We start from the raw sequence: 18,230 nt of genomic DNA, 5'->3' as shown, positions 1-18,230 counted from the left end.
CCACCCAACTGCGTCTGCACGTTGGCGCGGCTGTTGTTCAAGATGGCGCCGTTCGCGCCTACGTTGAACTGGTTGTAGACGTTGCGCGAGACGCCAGCCGCCGATGGCGTCTGGATGTTGACCATCGGCACGCCGTTGGGCGCCATCAGCACGGTCGGGCGAAGGTTGCCCGGCACGTTGGGCGCGCCGACGATCTGCGCATGCGCCGATGCCGCCATCAGCATCCCGGCGAAGGCCACCGCACCCGCTGCGGCAGTGGCCCTGCTCGCGCCCTTGCCAGCGCTCGTCGCGGTCTCCTGGACCACCATGCGCATGCCTCTGGCCGCGTTGAAGACGACGCGGTGCAAATGCCGATTCATATTTTTCCAGCTCCCTCTTAGTTGTCACCTCGCGACTGCATTTGTGACAAAACGAAAGCCGCGGGAGCGGGATTATGAAAGAGCAGCATCAGCTTTCAAGGAACTTCTGCACGCTTTTTGATCGCGAAATAGCCAGCAATCAATAAAACTAACGCCTATGGATTAATTTCACTAGATTAAATCCAGTCATCAACATTTGTTAAGAATTCTGAAATTCGCTGAATCGGCTTAACCTGCCCACGCCCAAGGCGCGCCCTTAACGGCCACCTTGGTCTTGCGGTGCTGGTCGCGATAGGTCAGGCGCGAGAACTCGACCTCGGCGTTGTTGGTCTTGCCGGCGTAGACGTAGTCCTGTTTCAGGCCGTCCACGCTTTGGTGGTACTGGCTGTTGGAGGCGGTGGCGCGGTCAGGCCTGCGCCTGCCCGTCGCCGGTGCGGTCGTGCACCCAGCGCATGGCCTGCTGCTCGGCATGGCGCAAGGCTTCCGCTTCGGTGCCGTAGGAGGCGTTGTCGGTATCGGCGGGCAGTTCGGTGTCGGCCTGGTCCGCAGACTGTCCGCGGCAGATCACCACGGGTCTGTAGGTCTGGTCGTCGAGCCGCTCGGCACGGCACAAGAAGAGCCTGCCGCGGTAGCTGAAGGTGACGAGGCGTTCCTCGAAGGCGGGGGTACTGGCTTCCATGATGGCGTGGCTCCTTGATTGCTTGATGCCGGCTTTGTTGGCTCCAATCTGCGACCCGCTCTCGCCCGCCCTTGTGAGACCCGGCCCACGCCGAGCGTCGGCAAGAAAGCACCCGCCGGCGCGCGCGCACCGCTTAGGTTTGCATGCATGGAAGACATGCTCTCGCTCATTCAATGGCCGGCGTTTGCCGCATCGCTCGCAGCCGCCTGGTTCGTCGCGTCGACGACCAAGGGCCGGCGCAACGCCGGCTTCTGGATCTTCCTTCTGAGCAATGCGCTGTGGGTGGCGTGGGGCCTGCACACGAGCGCGTGGGCGCTCATTGCGCTGCAGGTCTGCCTGGCCGCGCTGAACGTCCGCGGCCTGTTCAAGACCGAGGACAAGCAACAAACCTAGACCGCTGGACCGTGGGCTCAGCCCGGGTGCGGCTGGTCCTGTTGCGCGACAGGCGCGACAGGCCGGCCCTGCTGGTCGAGCGCGTAGCGCAACGCCGCCTGCAGCGCCGGCCAGCCCGCGAAGGCCAGCGCCTGGTTGAATGAATCCCAGCGTGCGCCCAGCGCCTTCATGCGCTGCGACAGCACCGGGTCGCACCCCACCAGCGCAGGCCGCGCATGGCCGTGCCGGGGCACGGCCTCCACCAATGTGCAACCCAGCCGCGAAGCCATTTCCGCGGTTCCCTCATTGCCTTGCCGTGGTCGACGGATCATCTCTGCTGCTCCTTTCGTGCGCCATGACCAACGAGGGTACCCAGCCGCATCGCCGTTGCCGGTCAGTTCGCGACACGGCGCGCTGTAGGAAAAACGGGAGTCATCGCACATGGCCTACAGACAAGACGCGCCTGCAGGGCCAAGGTGGCGCCATGACCCATCCCATCGAACTCACCATCGAGGAGCCGCTGCCGGGTGCTTTTGTCTGGCAGCTGCTCGAAACCGACGACAAGGGCACGCACCCGCGCGTGCTGAGCAAGGCGTACGACGCCGCGGAGAGCTACGAGCTGGCGCTGTCCGCCGGCCAGCGCGCGCTGAAAAGCGCGATTCGCGACAAGGCGAATACCGCGCCGGGCTGACCGGTACCGCTCCGCGCTAGGCGGGGTTCACCGACACAGGCCTTGTAAGAGCGCCAGGTGACCGGGCGCCCTCCGAGCGCGCGCCCTGCGTCATCTCGGTCATCCACGACACCAGCAACTGGCCGTAGGCCTGCCGCCACATCTGCTTGGACAGCGCGTGGTCGGCATCCGAGATCACGCGGTACGTGACCGACCGCACGCGCTTGAACGCGGCCAGGTAGTTGGCCATCACCGGGTGCGGCACGATCTGGTCGTGTTCCGATTCGACGATGAGCACGTCGCCGCGAAAGGCGGCGCACGCCGCCAACGCGCGGTTGTCCTCCGGCCCCACCAGCGAGCGCCGGTACGCCAGCAGGTCGGAGCGGCTCAGTTGCCCCTTGGGCTTGTTCCATTCGCGGTCGCGGTACAGCGCCGGCGCGCGCAGCGCGAGCCAGCGCACGTGCCGCATCGCGCTCACCAGCGTGGCCAGGTAGCCGCCGTAGCTGCTGCCCACGATGGCAATCGATTCCGGGTCGACCGACGGGTGCCCGACCAGCGTGTCGTAGGCCGCGAGCACGTCGCGCAGGTTGTCCTCGCGTGTCACCTCCAGCCGTTGCGCCGCATGCCGCGCATGGCCGCGCAGGTCGAAAGTCAGGCACACGCAGCCCAGCGCCGCGATCTCGTGCGCCCGCGCAATGTATTGCTCCTGGCTGCCGTCCCAGCCGTGCACCAGCAGCACGCCGGGCACGACGTTGGAGGCGGCCACCAGCGTGCCGTCGATGTGCTGTCCGTCCACGGGAATGTCGATGGTGTTATGTCGGGTGGGCATGCGCGGTCAGCAAGGCGTATTTGGTCAGCGGGCCGACGCGGCTGTCGGTGCCCTGGTAGTGAACGATGGCGCCGGGCGGCGCGAGCACGCCCTCGCCGTATTCCTCGTGCGTGGAGGCTTGCACGCACCAGCAGGCGGGTTCGGCACCGAAGTGCTCCAGCGCCACCAGCTCGGCCCCGCTGGCACCGCCAAGCCGCCACGACTGCTCGAGCACGCCCGAGCGCCACGCGCAGCGCGCGCCCACGCCCTGCGCCACGTCGTAGTTGACGCGCGAGGCGAAGAAGCCGGGATAGCAGTCGATCACGGCCTGGTGATAGCGCATCGCCTGGTCGATGGCAAGCCGCAGGTCGGGTGGCAGCCCGGTGCTGGCCAGCAGCATGTCGAAGCCGCCGCGCACCAGCGTGAGGTCGGAGCCGCCGTACACCTCGGCGCCGGCGTTGTCGCGCGTGAGGCGCTGGCGGCCGTGGTAGCTCAACGTTGAATGGCCGACGGTGACCTGCCCCACGCTGAAGGTGACCGGCCGGTCGAGGTTCTCCTCGAGCACGACGCCGTGCTCGCCGATCTCGGCTTCGTCCATCTCGGCCAGGCATTCGTCGAGCGCATCGGCGCTCACGGCCACGCGCTGGCCGCGGCCGCCGGTGGCGCGCACCGGTTTCACGCGCACGGGCCCGGCCTCGAGCAGCCTGCGCCCGGCCCAGCGCGCGTCTTCGTGCGAGAACGACGAAAAACCACGGAGCACCGACTGCGACACACGCCCCGCGAACGACGGCGACCAACCCTCCGGCCGCGCGGCCTCGCGCCCCGCAATGCCGTGCGTGATCGCCTTGGTTGCCACGAAGGCGTGCGGCACCACGCCGCCGAACAGGTCGTGCAGCGACGCGATGCCCAGCGACCGCGCAATGCCGGCGCTGGCGAGCGTGTCGCTCGGCACCACGTACAGCGGGCGCAGGTAGATGCCCGACGGCTCATGCTCGCCCGCGAAGTCGAGGCCCTTCAGGGCCGCGAGCCGCTCGGCGAAGTTGCGCCGCGTGGCGCGCTCGTGGTCGCTGCAGTAGGCCTGCGGGTCGGCGCTCCAGGTCACGGTGCTGCCGCGCGGACTGGTGACTTCGCGCGCGGTGGCTGCAAGCGGTAGTGCACCGGACGCGTCCGGCACGGCGCAGTGTCTGGCCTGCGCATCGATGCTGACAAGGGACTCCATGGGCATCTCCTGCATGCGTGGGTGGCACATGCGCCACGCCCGTACCAACCGGCAAGGGCGTGGCAGCGAACTCGCTGAATGCGTGGCTTTGTCTCGGCGCCTGTCTTGTGGCTTGTTCAGGTGCTTGCCTGGTGGCTTGTCGTGGTGGCTTGTTTCAGCGGGTCACTTCGGCGTGCCGCCGGGCACCGGCTTCGGCTTGCCGGGCCGGCGCGCATCGCGCGTCTCGGCGCGGCGCTCGCCGGCCGCCGCGGCGCGGTCGGCACCCACGGCACCGCCTTCGGGCGTCTTCGACTCGTCTCCGGCGGGGGCGCGCACCATGCCCGGCGCACGGCGGTCCTTGCGGGCTTCACCCGCCATCTCCGACTTGCCGGTCGCCACGCCCGGTGTGTTGGGCGGCACGGCCACGCCGGGCGGATTCGACTGGGCATGAGCGGCACCGGCGGCCATGAGGCTGGCGAACATCAGCGCGGGAACAAGTTTCTTCATCGAAAGCTCCTGGAAGGCAAAAGGGGAAGGGACGGGGAGAAAGCGGAAAAACCAAGGTGCAGGGTCACCGTCACCGCCCACGCACCGCGTAGGAAATCGGCCCGTCCGCGTAGGAGCAAATCACGCCGCAACACCCGCACCCACACCCACACCCACACCCACACTCATGCTCACTCGCCTGAGCGCTGCCCACGGCACATGCCGCAGCGCCTCGTGCAGCGGCAGCAACCCGCCGCGCAGCGTGACGCGCTCGCCGGTCAGCAGGTTCTCGAGCACGGTGCCCTCCTCCCACGCCGCCGGCAGCCGCACCGCGGTGCCGCGCCACGTATCGCCGCCCGGCAGTTCCGGCACGCTGCGCTGCCCCGGCGCAAGGCCGAGAAACAAGCGCCCCGCCACCACCAGCAGCGCCTCGTCGCCAAGCCGCCGTTCGAAGGCGACCACGTGCCGTGCCAACGCGCCTTCGGCCGCCAGCCCCTCGTAGCTGCCCTCGCCGAACAGCTCGGGCTGTGCGCGCCGCAGCGACAGCAGCCGCCAGATGAACCACAGCTTGGCGCGCCCGTCGTGCGGCGCGGCGGCCAGCGCCTGCACCCGCACCGCCAGCGCATCGCCGGCCGAGCCCTCGGCCATTGCGCGCAGCTCGTCGAGCCGGCGCTGCCGCACCGCGTAGTCCACCGGGCGCCGGTTGTCGGGGTCGACCAGGCTCAGCTCGATCAGCTCGCTGCCCTGGTACAGGTCGGGCACGCCGGGCGACGCGTACTTCAGCAGCGTGAGCGTGAGCCCGTTCCATGCGCCGAACCACGAGAGCCTGTCGGCCAGCTTCTGCACGTCCGACAGGCAGCCGCCGTCTTCCAGGTTGGCCAGCATGCTGCGCACGAAGCCCTCGAGCGCGGCCTCGTACTCGGCGTCGGGCTGGGTCCAGCGCGTGCGCGCCTTGGCCTCGCGCGCGGCCTTCTGCATGTACTGCCAGATGCGCTCGGTGAAGGCCGGCGCGCTGGCCGCGTCGAGCCCGCCCGGCGGCAGCGTGCCCAGCAGCGTCTGGTACAGCAGGTACTCGTCGGCGCGCGAGGGCGCGTCGTCGGCCTCCAGCTTGCGGCGCGTGTCGCGGCACAGGCCGTGCCAGCGGGTCAGTGCCAGCACCCATTCGTTGGGCATCTCGGAGAGCACGTCGATGCGGTTGCGCACGTCTTCCGAGCGCTTGTTGTCGTGCGTCGAGGTCGCCAGCATGGTGTGCGGCCAGCGCAGCGCGCGGTCGGCGCTCAGCGCATGGAACTCGTCCACCTCGATGCCGAAGCGGTCGGGCTCGCCACCCACCTCGTTGAGCGAGCTCAGCGGAAAGTAGCGGTAGAACGCCGTGTCCTCCACGCCCTTGGCCGTGACCGGCGCGCTGAACTGCTGGAAGCGCACCGCGAAGCGCCGCACGCGCTCGGCCAGCGCGGGCGGTGCGCCGTCCACCGCCTGGCCGCGCAGCGCGCGCCGCACGAAGCCGAACACCGAGCGGTCGGCGTCGCTGCTCTGGCGCTCGGCGGCGGCGGTGGCCTCGCGGATGAAGCGCTCGTCCTGCGCCGAGGGCGTGTCGACGATGTAGGTGCGGTACACCGGCATGCAGGCGGCCACGTCGGCCAGCGCGCGGCGCAGCGCATTGAGGGTGTAGTCGCGCGTGCCGCGGTCGGCCCGCGCAATGCGCAGCAGCTCGCTCGACAGCACGTTGAGCTCCGACGACAGCGCGTTGCGCATCACCTCGCGCCGCCCGGCCTGCGAGAGCGCATGAAAGCCCTGCGTCTCGCCGGTGAAGCGGCGCCACGCATGGCCGATGGTCTCGGCGGCCGTGGTGTCGACCAGCACGCCGTTGGCCACGTTGGCAAAGCGGTAGCCGGTGGTGCCGTGCACGTGCCAGCCCTCGGGCACCTCTTCGTCGTTGGCCGCGATCTTCTCGGCCACCACGTACAGCGGGCGCACCGGGCGGCCCTGCGCGTCGTGCGCGGGCAGCACCAGGCCCGCGCGCCGCGCGTAGCCCTGCTGCAGCTTCTCGAAGTAGCGCGCGGGGTCGTACAGGCCGTCGGGGTGGTCGATGCGCAAGCCGTCCACCGTGCCGGCCGCCGCCAGGTCGAGCGCGAAGGACTGCGTGGCCTCGAACACGTCGTCGCGCTCCATGCGCACGGCGGCAAGGTCGTTGATGTCGAAGAAGCGGCGGTAGTTGATCTCGTCCGCCGCCACGCGCCAGTAGGCCAGCCGGTAGGCCTGCGCCTCGATCAGCGCATGCAGCGCATCGCGCGCGGCGGGCGTGGCCAGGTTCAGCTCGGCCACCGCCGCCGCCAGCGCCTTGGCCACCGACGGATGCCGCTGCGCGAGCCGCGCCAGGCGGGCCTTCAGCAGCTCCTTGTCGCGCGCCCGCTCGGCGCGCTGCTCGGGCTCGGCCGTGTCGCGCCCGGGCAGGTGGCCGAAGGCGGTGGCAATGCTCGCGAGGCTGGCGGCATCGTCGGCCGAGGCGTCGAGCTGCGCCAGCGCGCGCGCCAGCACCGCCGGATAGCGCTCGGGCGCCAGCGGAAAGCGGTGGTCGAAGTACATCAGCGCAAAGCTGCCCTGCTCGGGCTCGAAGTGCACCGCCAGCTCGCCGCGGCCGAGCACCTCGCCGTAGTGGCCGCCGAGCACCGGCAGCAGCACCTTGCCGGTGAGCTCGACGTTCAGCGGCTGCCAGTCGATGTCGAAGTGCTGCGCGTAGAGCGAGGCCGGGCCGTTCTCCAGCACGTCCATCCACCACGCGTTGTCGGCACCGAACACGCCCATGTGGTTGGGCACCATGTCCAGCAGCTGGCCCATGCCGTGCGCCTGCAGCGCCTGCACGAAGCGCGCGAAACCTTCCTCACCGCCCAGCTCGGGGTTCACCTCGTCGTGCGCCACCACGTCGTAGCCGTGCATGCTGCCCGCGCGGGCCCGCTGGATCGGCGAGCAGTACACGTGGCTCACGCCCAGGCGGGCCAGGTACGGCAGCACGCGAATGGCGTCGTCGAAACCGAAGTCCTTGTGGAACTGCAGCCGGTAGGTGGCGCGCGGCACGCGGGCCTGCAGCGCCTGCGGCGTGCTCGGGTCGCGGCGCAGGCGCGGCGACGGCCGTGCCGCGCGCAGCTGCGCTGCCAGGCTCACCATGCGCTCGCTCTCGGCCAGCGCGCGCAGCGTCAGCGGCAGCTTGCGCCGCCAGTTGGGCTGCTCGCTCACCGTGCCGGGCATGTTGGCCTGCTCGACCACGCCCGCGGCGTCTTCGAGCTGCACCATCATCAGCGCCGACGGCGCGGCGGCCAGGTAGGCGTGCACCGCTTCCACGATGCGCGCGGACGGCAGCGCCTGCCCCGCGGCCTCGGCGATTTCCTCGCGGCTCAGCAGGCCGCCGCGCTCCGCCGCCAGCATCAGCTCGATGCGTTCCTGCGCGCGGTCGAGCAGTTGCTTGTCGAACACGCGCTCGTCGGGGAACAGGCCCAGCTCGAGCCGCACCCGCAGGTCGTGGCCGGCCCACCAGCCCGCGAAGGTGGCCAGGTCGTGCGTGCTCACGGCCACCAGCGCGGCCGGCGGGTACGCCTGCGGTGGCTTGAAGCCCGGGCCTTCGTGCGGCGACAGGCGCTCGAAGTACAGCAGCCGGTAGGAGAGCACGTCGGCGCGGGCCAGCGCCTCGCGCACCGCGTCTTCGACCGTGCCCAGGTCTTCGCCCACCACCATGCAGCGGTGGCGATGGCTCTCGATGGCGACGATGGCCAGCATCTCGTCCAGCGGGTAGTACACGTAGGCGCCGTCGTGCGCGCCGCGCCCCGGCGGAATCCAGAACAGGCGCATGAGCCCCATGACGTGGTCGATGCGCAGCGCGCCCGCGCCCTGCATGCCCGAGCGCAGCGTCTGGATGAAGAAGCGGTAGCCGTCGGCGCGCAGGCTGTCGGGCCGCAGCGGCGGCAGGCCCCAGTTCTGGCCGGCGGGGTTGAACTCGTCCGGCGGCGCGCCGATGCTCGCGCCCGCCGCGAGCACGCGCTGCGCGGTCCAGGCGTCGGAGCCGGCGCGGTCGACCGACACCGCCAGGTCCACGTACAGGCCCACGCCCATGCCCACCGCCTCGCAGCGCGCCGAGGCCTGCGCCAGCTGGCGCGCGGCCTGCCACTGCAGGAACTGGTGGAACTGCACGCGCTGCGCATGCTGCACGGCAAAGGCCGTCACCTCGGCGGAGTCGGGGTCGCGGCAGGCCTCGGGCCACACGGGCCAGCCCCACATGGCGGGGTCGGTGGCCAGGAAGTGGGCGTGCAGCGTCTCGAACAACGCGTGCTGCCGCAGCCCCTCGCCGCGCTCGGCCACGAAGGCGAGAAAGGCCAGGCCCGTCGCGTCGGCCGCAGCCAGCTCGGGCAGGTGGCACTCGCGGAAGTGCTCGAACAGCAGCTCGAGCACCTCGAACTTCACCGCCGCCACGCCGGGCAGGTCGACCAGCGGCTCGGCGCGCAGGGCCGCCAGCCGCGACTGGAACGCGGGCGAGCGCACCAGGTGGCGCGCCGGCTCGCAGTCGGCAAAGCCGTCGACCGCCTCGACGTCGATGTACAGCACGTTGAGCTGCTGGCGCGACGACGGGCTGTACGGGCTGGCATGCGCCGGGTTGGCCGCGAACAGCGCGTGCAGCGGGTTCAGGCCGACGATGTCGGCGCCCTGCGCGGCCATGCGCACCACCAGGTCGTCGAGATCGCCGAAGTCGCCGATGCCCCAGTTTCGCGGCGAGCGCAGGCTGTACAGCTGCACCGCCGGGCCCCACACGCGGCCGCCGTCGCGCACGGCGGCCGGCCGGTAGCAATGGCCGGGCGTGGCCAGCACCAGCGTCTCGCCGGGCAGGCCGTCGATGTGCAGCCGGTGGTAGCCGGGCGCCAGCGCCTGGGTCATGGGCAGGACGCGCTCGCACAGCTGCACGCCGTCGCGCTCGGCGCGCGCGCTTTCGTGCAGCGCGCCGGCATCGGCCTCGCCCTGCAGCGTGCGGCCGCTCTCGTCGGTCAGTTGCCAGCGCAGCGTGCGGGTCGACAGCGGCAGGCGCAGCGGCACATGCCACTCGCTGCTGCCCGCGGCCACCGCGCGCACGGGCGGCAGCGCCTCGGCCCAGCGTGTGTGGTGCACGGCCTGCAGCGCGCGGTGCGCGTCGGCCACGCTATTGATGGGCACGCCGAACTCGGCCAGCAGCGCCAGCAGGCTGCGTGGCGTGGCTTCGCGCCGAATGCCGAACGCGTCGTGGTACGCCGTGGCAATGCCGAAGTGCTCGCACAGCGATGCGAGCACGCCGGCGGCGTCGCGACGGAAAACTTCTTCGTCCGCTTCATGCACCGTGCGCGTCCTCCAGCGTGACGAGCACCGCGCCGCTGTCCAGCCGCAGCGCGCCGCCCTGCCCCTGCGGGCCTTGCGAGCCCTGCGTGCCTTGCGTGCCTTGCGGGTCTTGCATGTGCACACCCTGGCTGTACACCTGCACGCCCGGCGATGCGGCGACCGGCTCCGCCGCCTGCGCACCGAAATGCGCCAGCATGTGCAGCCGGCCCGCGCCCAGGTCCCAGTGCACGCGCAGCGTGTCGTTCTCGCACAGGAAGACGCCCGCGCCGGCCGAGCCCGCCAGGCGCGGCACGATCAGCCGGTGCCGCAACGCCAGCAGCTGTTGCACTTCGCTGAACTGCTCGAAGTGCTTTCTCGCGCCGCGTTCGCGCCAGTTGAGCTTGGAGGCGAGAAAGGTCGCCTCGGCATTCGGATCGGGAATGCGCGCGCGCGCCGCCTCGTCGGCAAAGGCCGCGAAGCCGCCGAACTCCGAGCGCCGGCCGTTCGACACCGCCTCGGCCAGCTCGGGCCCGAAGTCGCAGAAGTACAGGAACGGCGTGGACGCGGCGAACTCGTCGCCCATGAACAGCATCGGCACGTGCGGCGACAGCAGCAGGCAGGCCATGGCCGCGCGCACGCGCACCGGGTCGCCCAGCGCATGGATGCGCTCGCCGAAGGCGCGGTTGCCCACCTGGTCGTGCGTCTGCAAAAACGACACGAAGGCCTGCGGCGGCAGCCGCGTGCTGGGCTCGCCGCGCCGCTCGCCGTTGCGAAAGGCCGACGGCTGCCCCTGGTAGATGAAGCCTTCGGCCAGCGCGCAGGCGAAGCGGCACACCGGGTTGTCGGCGTAGTCGGCGTAGTAGCCGTCGCGCTCGCCGGTGGCCAGCACGTGCACCGCATGGTGCAGGTCGTCGTTCCATTGCGCGGTGCCCGCCACCGGCAACCCGTGACCGTCGCGCGCCAGCATCGAGGCCTGGTTGGTGTCGTTCTCCAGCACCAGGTGCACATGCCGCTCGCGGCCCGGGCCGGCCAGCACGGCCTCACGGATCTCCTGCACGATGTGCGGATGCGAGCCGTCGCGAATGGCGTGAATCGCGTCCATGCGCAGCCCGTCGAAGCGGAACTCCTCGATCCAGTAGAGCGCGTTGTGCACGAAGAAGTCGCGCACCGTGCGCGAGAGTGGCCCGTCGAAGTTGATGGCCGAGCCCCACGGCGTGCGGTGCGCGGGGTTGAAGAACTCGGGACAGTAACCGTGCAGGTAGTTGCCCTCGGGCCCGAAGTGGTTGTAGACCACGTCGAGCAGCACCATCAGCCCGAGCCCGTGCGCGGCATCGACCAGCGCCTTCAGCTCGTCGGGCGTGCCGTAGGACGCATCGGGCGCGAACTGCAGCACGCCGTCGTAGCCCCAGTTGCGCCGGCCCGGAAAGTCCGCGAGCGGCATGAGTTCCACGGCCGTCACGCCCAGTTCGGCCAGTTCGCCCAGCCGCTCGCGCGCGGCGTTGAAGGTGCCTTCGGCGGTGAACGCGCCCACGTGCAGCTCGTACACCACGGCTTCTTCCCACGGCCGGCCGCGCCATGCGGTGTCGCGCCAGGCGAAGCGGCGCGGGTCGATCACCACGCTCGGGCCATGCACGTCCTCGGGGTTGAAGCGCGAGGCCGGGTCGGGCACGGCCGTGCCGTCGGGCAGGTGAAAGCGGTAGCCGTCGCCAGCCACGGCGCCGGTGAGGTCGAGCCGGTGCCAGCCGTCGGCGTCGCGCGACATGGCATGCGTGGCGTTCTGTGCGCCCGGCGCTCGGTGCTCGAGCCGCACCTCGGCTTGCGACGGCGCCCAGAGCGCGAAGGCCACGCCGGTGTCGTGCGCGGTGGCGCCGAAGGGCATGCCGTGCGCGTGGTGTTGCGCGGTGGAGTTCATGTTGTTCATGTGGGTCATCGGGATCACGGCCTGACGTCGGGCCGGCTCAGCACCACGAGCGAGCGGCATTGCAGCGGGTACGCCGGCTCGGCCCAGGCCGGCGCGAGCGCGGCGGCGTCATCGGTGGTGGGCGGCGGCGTGGTGCTCGCGGTGTCCACCAGCAGGCGCCACGCGCCGTGCCGCATCACGGGCAGCGTGAAGTCGATCTGGTCGTGGTGCGCGTTCAGCAACAGCAGGAAGTCGTCGTCGTGCTGCGTCTCTCCGCGCGGCCCGCGGTCGGCAATGCCGCCGCCGGGGATGTACATGGCCATGCAGCGCGCATTGGCGTCGTTCCAGTCCTCGGTGCGCATCTCCTGCCCGTCGGGCTTGAGCCAGTGCACGTCGGTCACGGTCTCGCCCGCGGCCGGCTTGCCCGCGAAGAAGGTGCGCCGGCGAAACGACGGGTGCGCGCGGCGCAGCGCGACCATGCGCTCGACGAAGGTGGTCAGCGCCAGCCGCTCGGGCGTGGCCGACCAGTCGAGCCAGCCCAGCTCGTTGTCCTGGCAGTAGACGTTGTTGTTGCCCTGCTGCGTGTGGCCTCGCTCGTCGCCGGCCAGCAGCATGGGCACGCCCTGCGACAGCAGCAGCGTGGCCAGCAGGTTGCGCTTCTGCCGCTCGCGCAGGGTCACCACCTCGGGGTCGTCGGTGGGGCCTTCCACGCCGCAGTTCCACGACACGTTGTGGCTGTTGCCGTCGCGGTTGTCCTCGCCGTTGGCCTCGTTGTGCTTGTCGTTGTACGACACCAGGTCGTGCAGCGTGAAGCCGTCGTGCGCGGTCACGAAGTTGATGCTCGCGCCGGGCTGCTTGCCCGACCAGCCGTACAGGTCCTCAGACCCGGTGACGCGCTTGGCCACCTCGCCGATGAGCCCGCCGTCGCCCTTCCAGAAGCCGCGCATGCCGTCGCGGTACTGGTCGTTCCACTCGGCCCAGCCCAGCGGAAAGTTGCCGACCTGGTAGCCGCCATGGCCCAGGTCCCAGGGCTCGGCGATGAGCTTCACGCGGTTGAGCGTGGGGTCCTGGCGGATCGCGTCGAAGAAGCCGCCCAGGTTTTCCACCTTGCCGCTCTCGCGCGCCAGCGCCGAGGCCAGGTCGAAGCGGAAGCCGTCGACGTGCATCTCCTCGGCCCAGTAGCGCAGCGAGTCCATCACCAGCTGCAGCGCGTGCGGATGCTCCAGGTTCACGGTGTTGCCGCAGCCGGTGAAGTCGTCGTAGTAGCGCCGGTTGTCGGCGTTCACGATGTAGTACGAGGCGTTGTCCACCCCGCGCATCGACAGCGTGGGCCCGAGCTGGTTGCCCTCGCAGGTGTGGTTGTAGACCACGTCCAGGATCACTTCGATGCCCGCCGAATGCAGCGTCTTCACCATGGTCTTGAACTCCTTCACCTTGCCCGAGGCGCTGTAGCGCGTCTCGGGGGCGAAGAAGGCCAGCGTGTTGTAGCCCCAGTAGTTCTGCAGGCCCTTCTCGGCCAGGTGGCGGTCGTTCAGGAAGCTGTGCACCGGCAGCAGCTCCACGGTGGTCACGCCCAGGCGCTTCAGGTAGTCGACCACCGGCGCGCACCCCAGCCCGGCGTAGGTGCCGCGCAGCTCGGGCGGCACGTCGGGGTGGTTCATGGTGAAGCCGCGCACGTGCATCTCGTAGATCACCATGTCCTGCCGCGGCACCGAGGGGCGGCGGTCGTCGCCCCAGGTGAAGGCGGTTTCGAGCACGCGGCCCTTGGGCATCAGCGGCGCGCTGTCGCGGCGGTCGAACGACAGGTCTTCGCGCTTGCCGCCCACGGTGTAGCCGTACAGCGCGTCGCCCCAGCGCAACTGGCCCACCAGGTCCTTGGCGTAGGGGTCGACCAACAGCTTGTTCGGGTTGAAGCGGTGGCCCTCCTCGGGCTTGTAGGGGCCGTGCACGCGGTAGCCGTAGGCCTGGCCGGGGCGCGCCTCGGGCAGGTAGCAGTGCCACACGCCGTCGGTGCGCTCGCGCAGCACGATGCGCTGCAGCTCGTGGCGGCCGCGCTCGTCGAACAGGCACAGCTCCACTTTCTGGGCGTGCAGGGAGAACAGCGCGAAGTTGACGCCCTCCCCGTCCCAGGTGGCGCCGCGCGGGTAAGGCTTGCCGGGCCAGACGGCCGTGATCGTTGGATTGGTTTTTCGTGTCATTCAGTGGCCGGGGCTGACTCAAGCAAGCGGGCAAGCAGGCAATGCGGGGACAGGCAAGGTTCAGCGCGGCGGCCGGTCGTCGTAGCGTGGCGGCGGGTTGGTCGTGCCCACCGTGGTGACGGAGGGTGTGTCTTTCACGGTCTTCGCGTCCTTCACCACCGCCTGCCGCGGCCACCAGCGTTCGATCTGCGCCTTCGCCCAGTCCTTGCCAGCCAGGCCGAATGCCAGGGCCAACGCAAAAACCACGCCCGCCAGGATCACCAGGAAGCTTTCGCGCACGATGTCGCCGCCCACCTTGATCTGGTCGAGCGCGATGAGGATCACGAAGGCCATCACCGCGTACTGCGCCACCTTCGCGAAAAGCATGGCGTCGTGCACCTTGACGCTGCGAAAGTAGCTGCCTACCGCCTCGCCCACGAAGCGCGCGAAGTAGGAGCCGAAGGCCAGCACCAGCAGCGCCACGAACACGTTGGGCACGAACCACACGATGCGCCCCAGCAGGTCGGCGATGTAGCTCAGCCCCATGCCGTTGAAGGCGATGAGCAGCGACGCCAGTATCACCAGCCAGTACGCCAGCACGCCGAACAGGCTGCAGGTGTCACCCGCCCAGCCGCCCTGGCGCAGGAAGTTGTCCAGCCCGGCGCGCTCGGTCAGCACGTTGAAGTTGATGGCGCGCAGCGCCCGGGTCACCGCGAAGCGCACCGCCTTGGCGATGAGCCAGCCGACCACCACGACCACCACCGCGACCAGCAGGCGCGGAATGAACGCGCCCACCTGATACAGGATGGCGCGCAGCGGCTCCAGGTGAATGCCGAAGTTTTCCATGATGAGTGTCTTCCGGGGGTGAGAGGCTTCGGGTCTTCGGATCGGGCGCGTCAGCCCTGCGGCGTGCCGACGAGCGCAAGCACGCCATGCAGCGGCACCTGCACCCAGTCGGTGCGGTTGTTGAGTTCGTAGCGCAGCTCGTAGAGCGCCTTCTCCAGCTCGAACAGCGAAAGCAGCTCGGCGTCGATCGGCGCGCCGTCGGGCGCGGCCAGCGCTTCGGCGTAGCCCTTCAGGAAGGCCTCCCGCGTGGCGCGCTCCCAGGCGATGGCGGGCGGCGCGAGCTTCTCGGCCTCCTCGGGGCTTTGCGCCACGCGGCGCAGCGCCGACCAGCGCGCGTAGTTGAACGAGCGCAGCATGCCCGCCACGTCGCGCAGCGGCGAGCTCTTGGCGCGGCGCTCCTCGAAGCTGCGCGCGGGCTCGCCCTCGAAGTCGATGATGACGAAGTCGTTGTCCTTCACCAGCACCTGGCCCAGGTGGTAGTCGCCGTGGTAGCGGCTCTTCAGTGCCGCCCCGCCGCCGCCCTCGCCCACGAAACGGCGCTGTGCGATGTTGGCCTGCAGCGACTCGGCCGCGGCCAGCAGGGTGTTGGCATCGGCCTGCGCGCCGGGCGGCAGCACGTCGATGCGCTCGCGCAACAGCGCCATGGTGGCCGTGGCGTCCTGCGCGGCGTGCGTGCGGTAGCCCGCCACGTCGGCGGCCGCCAGCGGCTCGGGGTCGAAGGCGGCCGCGCCGGTGCGGGTGGCCAGCGCGCGGTGCAGCTCGGCGGTGCGCCGGCCCAGCGTGGCCATCAGCGCGAGGAAACCGCCGTGCACCGCGAGCACGTCGGGCGCGTCGGTGGCGCCGTCGGTGGTGGCCACGTCGCGCAGGAAGCGCTCGAGGTAGCCCATGGTGTAGTCCCAGCCGTCGCCCTGGTTGGCCACGTAGCTCTGCACCATGGCCAGCGTCATGGTGCGCCCGTCGTCGGCGATGTATTCGAGCGCGCCCAGCACCGGCACGCAGTTGGCATAGGCCACCTCGGTCAGGAAGCGGCCCATCTCCAGCTCGGGGTTGATGCCCTCGCGCACGTGGCGGTAGCCCTTGAGGAACAGCGTTTCGTCCAACGTCACGGCCGTGTTGCTGCTCACGCCGCTGGGCCGGCCCACGGGCAGCGCGTCGATGTCCACGGCCAGCGCCGCGAACGCGGCGGTGGGCTTGAAGACCAGCCTGCCCTTGCCCGTGGCCACCTCGACGCCCTGGCCGATGGCGCGCACCAGCTCGCGGCAGAAGGCCTCGTCGTAGAAAGCGTCGCCCATCAGGCCCACCTGCGCCTGCTGGCGCACCTTGGCGAGCGCGGCCTGCGCCACGCCGGCCATGCGTTCCTCGTCGCGCTCTTCCCAGGCCAGCGCCAGCGGCATGAAGTAGGTGGCGCCGCCGGGCGGGCCGTCGAGCTCGAGCAGCGGCAGCATCCAGCTCAGGCCGTTGGCCTCCCACACCGCGTGGTCGACCATGCGCGCGCGCTCGATCGGCGTGCCCTTGGAGGCGTACCAGCGCTGGATCTCGATGTGGCGCGGCAGCGTGTCCAGCTCGAACTGGTTGCGCATGCGCTCGGCCATGCCCATGCGCCACGGCATCACGCGGTCGCGGAAGAAGCTGGTCCAGCCGTCGAACAGCACCAGCGTGGGCCACTCCTGCAGCGCCACGCCCTGGTCGTGCCAGCTCGGCGCGTCGGCCTCGGCCGTGAGCTTGAACCAGTAGAAGCCGTACGAGGCCAGCGTGAGCAGGTACGGCAGCTCGCCGATGGGCGGGAACGCCGAGCGTCCCAGCATCTCGATGGGCACGCGCCCCTTGAACTCCGACAGGTCGAGCTCCACCGGCTGCGCCGCGCGCGAGAGGTTGAACACGGTCAGGATCACGTCGCCGTCGTGCTCGCTCAGGTACGCCAGGATCTTGCGGTTGCCCGGCTTCAGGAAGCGCCGCTTGCCGCGCCCGAAGGCGTGGCTGGTCTTGCGCACGGCCAGCATGCGCTTGGTCCAGTTCAGCAGCGAGCTCGCGTCGCGCGCCTGCGTCTCCACGTTCAGCGCCTCGTAGCCGTACATCGCGTCCATGATGGGCTGCAGGTACAGGCGCTGCGGGTCGCTGCGCGAGAAGCCGGCATTGCGGTCGGGGCTCCACTGCATGGGCGTGCGCACGCCGTTGCGGTCGCCCACGAACACGTTGTCGCCCATGCCGATCTCGTCGCCGTAGTAGATGATGGGCGAGCCCGGCATCGACAGCAGCATGCCGTTCATGAGCTTCACGCGGTCGAGGTCGTTCTCCATCAGCGGCGCCAGCCGGCGGCGGATGCCCAGGTTGATGCGCGCACGCGTGTCGGCCGCGTACATGGCGTACATGTAGTCGCGCTCCTTGCTGGTCACCATCTCGAGCGTGAGCTCGTCGTGGTTGCGCAGGAAGATGGCCCACTGGCAGCCCTCGGGAATGTCGGGCGTCTGCGCCATGATCTCCACGATCGGGTGCCGGTCTTCCTGCGCGATGGCCATGTACATGCGCGGCATCAGCGGGAAGTGGTACGCCATGTGGCACTCGTCGCCGTCGCCGAAGTACTCGCGCACGTCCTCGGGCCACATGTTGGCCTCGGCCAGCAGGAAGCGGTTCTTGTACTGCGCGTCGATGGCCGCGCGCAGCCGCTTGATCACCGCGTGCGTCTCGGGCAGGTTCTCGTTGCTGGTGCCGTCGCGCTCCACCAGGTAGGGAATGGCGTCCAGCCGGAAGCCGTCCACGCCCATGTCCAGCCAGAAGCGCATGGTCTTCAGGATGGCTTCCATCACCGCCGGGTTGTCGAAGTTCAGGTCGGGCTGGTGGCTGAAGAAGCGGTGCCAGAAATACTGCTTGGCCACCGGGTCCCAGGTCCAGTTCGACGTCTCGGTGTCGGTGAAGATGATCCGCGTGCCCTGGTAGATCTGGTCGGTGTCGCTCCACACGTAGAAGTTGCGCTCGGGCGAGCCGGGCGGCGCGAGCCGCGCGGCCTTGAACCACGGGTGCTCGCTGGAGGTGTGGTTGATGACCAGCTCGGTGATCACGCGCAGGCCCCGCTTGTGCGCCTCGGACAGCATCTCGCGGAAGTCGTCCAGCGTGCCGTACTGCGGATGCACGTCCTCGTACTCGGAGATGTCGTAGCCGTCGTCGCGCAGCGGCGAGGGGTAGAACGGCATCAGCCAGATGGTGTTGACCCCCAGCTCCTTCACGTAGTCGAGCTTGGCCGTGACGCCCTGGAAGTCGCCCATGCCGTCGTTGTTGGAGTCGAAGAAGGCCTTGACGTTGAGCTGGTAGATCACCGCGTCGCGGTACCACAGCGGATCGTCGCTGTTGTCGATCTCGACGGTTTCTAGCGCGATGTGTGAAACGGGTGCATTCATGGGCGGGCGACC

At 70.0% G+C, this 18,230-nt stretch carries 13 protein-coding genes and 1 pseudogene; 2 read left to right on the top strand and 12 right to left on the bottom strand.

Annotated elements, in window-relative coordinates:
* The 3 genes and pseudogenes from BM013_RS16610 to BM013_RS16600 all read right to left on the bottom strand — a co-directional run.
* A partial coding sequence (locus BM013_RS16610) for an ESPR-type extended signal peptide-containing protein (RefSeq protein ID WP_143098281.1) occupies positions 1-359 on the bottom strand: 359 nt, incomplete at its 3' end.
* 252 nt (positions 360-611) lie between these two features.
* Positions 612-758: pseudogene (locus tag BM013_RS40510) on the bottom strand (ShlB/FhaC/HecB family hemolysin secretion/activation protein); the annotation flags it as partial.
* 7 nt (positions 759-765) lie between these two features.
* Complete coding sequence (locus tag BM013_RS16600) at positions 766-1,038, bottom strand: hypothetical protein (protein ID WP_093128705.1); 273 nt, start codon at positions 1,036-1,038, stop codon at positions 766-768.
* Positions 1,039-1,185: 147 nt separating this feature from the next.
* Here BM013_RS16600 and BM013_RS16595 point away from each other — a divergent pair, with 147 nt between their 5' ends.
* Positions 1,186-1,431, top strand: coding sequence for a hypothetical protein (locus BM013_RS16595; RefSeq protein WP_093128704.1), 246 nt, complete (start codon positions 1,186-1,188; stop codon positions 1,429-1,431).
* Positions 1,432-1,448: 17 nt separating this feature from the next.
* On the opposite strand, the gene BM013_RS16590 is transcribed toward BM013_RS16595, so the two are convergent.
* Complete coding sequence (locus tag BM013_RS16590; protein ID WP_093128703.1) at positions 1,449-1,700, bottom strand: hypothetical protein; 252 nt, start codon at positions 1,698-1,700, stop codon at positions 1,449-1,451.
* A 194-nt stretch (positions 1,701-1,894) separates the two neighbouring features.
* On the opposite strand from BM013_RS16590, the gene BM013_RS16585 reads away from it, so the two are divergent.
* Positions 1,895-2,101 (top strand): hypothetical protein, encoded by a 207-nt coding sequence (locus BM013_RS16585; protein ID WP_093128702.1) that lies wholly within the window; start codon positions 1,895-1,897, stop codon positions 2,099-2,101.
* Between the two features lie 16 nt (positions 2,102-2,117).
* On the opposite strand, the gene BM013_RS16580 is transcribed toward BM013_RS16585, so the two are convergent.
* The 8 genes from BM013_RS16580 to treS form a co-directional block, all read right to left on the bottom strand.
* Positions 2,118-2,909, bottom strand: a complete 792-nt coding sequence (locus BM013_RS16580; protein ID WP_093128701.1) for an alpha/beta hydrolase family protein — start codon at positions 2,907-2,909, stop codon at positions 2,118-2,120.
* A complete protein-coding gene (locus BM013_RS16575; protein WP_093128700.1) occupies positions 2,893-4,107 on the bottom strand; it encodes a DUF3182 family protein in 1,215 nt (404 codons plus the stop codon). The genes BM013_RS16580 and BM013_RS16575 overlap by 17 nt, the downstream gene beginning before the upstream one ends.
* Positions 4,108-4,269: 162 nt before the next feature.
* Positions 4,270-4,593: a hypothetical protein gene (locus BM013_RS16570; protein ID WP_093128699.1), complete on the bottom strand. Its 324-nt coding sequence runs from the start codon at positions 4,591-4,593 to the stop codon at positions 4,270-4,272.
* 120 nt (positions 4,594-4,713) lie between these two features.
* Positions 4,714-9,924 (bottom strand): malto-oligosyltrehalose synthase, encoded by a 5,211-nt coding sequence (locus BM013_RS16565; protein WP_256221530.1) that lies wholly within the window; start codon positions 9,922-9,924, stop codon positions 4,714-4,716.
* The gene (gene treZ / locus BM013_RS16560; RefSeq protein ID WP_256221529.1) at positions 9,917-11,833 is read right to left on the bottom strand and encodes a malto-oligosyltrehalose trehalohydrolase; all 1,917 of its coding nucleotides are present in this window, start codon (positions 11,831-11,833) and stop codon (positions 9,917-9,919) included. The genes BM013_RS16565 and treZ overlap by 8 nt, the downstream gene beginning before the upstream one ends.
* Before the next feature lie 5 nt (positions 11,834-11,838).
* Positions 11,839-14,001 carry a glycogen debranching protein GlgX gene (gene glgX / locus BM013_RS16555; RefSeq protein ID WP_093128698.1) on the bottom strand — a complete coding sequence of 721 codons (2,163 nt, stop codon included), beginning with the start codon at positions 13,999-14,001 and terminating at the stop codon, positions 11,839-11,841.
* A 60-nt stretch (positions 14,002-14,061) separates the two neighbouring features.
* Positions 14,062-14,826, bottom strand: a complete 765-nt coding sequence (locus tag BM013_RS16550) for a mechanosensitive ion channel family protein (RefSeq protein WP_093128697.1) — start codon at positions 14,824-14,826, stop codon at positions 14,062-14,064.
* A 50-nt stretch (positions 14,827-14,876) separates the two neighbouring features.
* Positions 14,877-18,218, bottom strand: coding sequence for a maltose alpha-D-glucosyltransferase (gene treS / locus BM013_RS16545; RefSeq protein ID WP_093128696.1), 3,342 nt, complete (start codon positions 18,216-18,218; stop codon positions 14,877-14,879).
* Positions 18,219-18,230: the final 12 nt, after the last annotated feature.

It is taken from the genome of Variovorax sp. OK605 (assembly GCF_900115445.1).
Lineage (GTDB): Bacteria > Pseudomonadota > Gammaproteobacteria > Burkholderiales > Burkholderiaceae_C > Variovorax.
Note: the sequence above shows the minus strand (reverse complement) of the source record. Positions and strands in the feature narration are given on the sequence as shown.

Coding starts and splice junctions, on each gene's coding strand:
- BM013_RS16575 (WP_093128700.1), bottom strand. CDS start 4,107: ATGGAGTCCCTTGTCAGCATCGATGCGCAGGCCAGACACTGCGCCGTG.
- BM013_RS16580 (WP_093128701.1), bottom strand. CDS start 2,909: ATGCCCACCCGACATAACACCATCGACATTCCCGTGGACGGACAGCAC.
- BM013_RS16600 (WP_093128705.1), bottom strand. CDS start 1,038: ATGGAAGCCAGTACCCCCGCCTTCGAGGAACGCCTCGTCACCTTCAGC.
- BM013_RS16590 (WP_093128703.1), bottom strand. CDS start 1,700: ATGGCTTCGCGGCTGGGTTGCACATTGGTGGAGGCCGTGCCCCGGCAC.
- treZ (WP_256221529.1), bottom strand. CDS start 11,833: ATGACCCACATGAACAACATGAACTCCACCGCGCAACACCACGCGCAC.
- BM013_RS16570 (WP_093128699.1), bottom strand. CDS start 4,593: ATGAAGAAACTTGTTCCCGCGCTGATGTTCGCCAGCCTCATGGCCGCC.
- BM013_RS16595 (WP_093128704.1), top strand. CDS start 1,186: ATGGAAGACATGCTCTCGCTCATTCAATGGCCGGCGTTTGCCGCATCG.
- BM013_RS16585 (WP_093128702.1), top strand. CDS start 1,895: ATGACCCATCCCATCGAACTCACCATCGAGGAGCCGCTGCCGGGTGCT.
- treS (WP_093128696.1), bottom strand. CDS start 18,218: ATGAATGCACCCGTTTCACACATCGCGCTAGAAACCGTCGAGATCGAC.
- BM013_RS16550 (WP_093128697.1), bottom strand. CDS start 14,826: ATGGAAAACTTCGGCATTCACCTGGAGCCGCTGCGCGCCATCCTGTAT.
- glgX (WP_093128698.1), bottom strand. CDS start 14,001: ATGACACGAAAAACCAATCCAACGATCACGGCCGTCTGGCCCGGCAAG.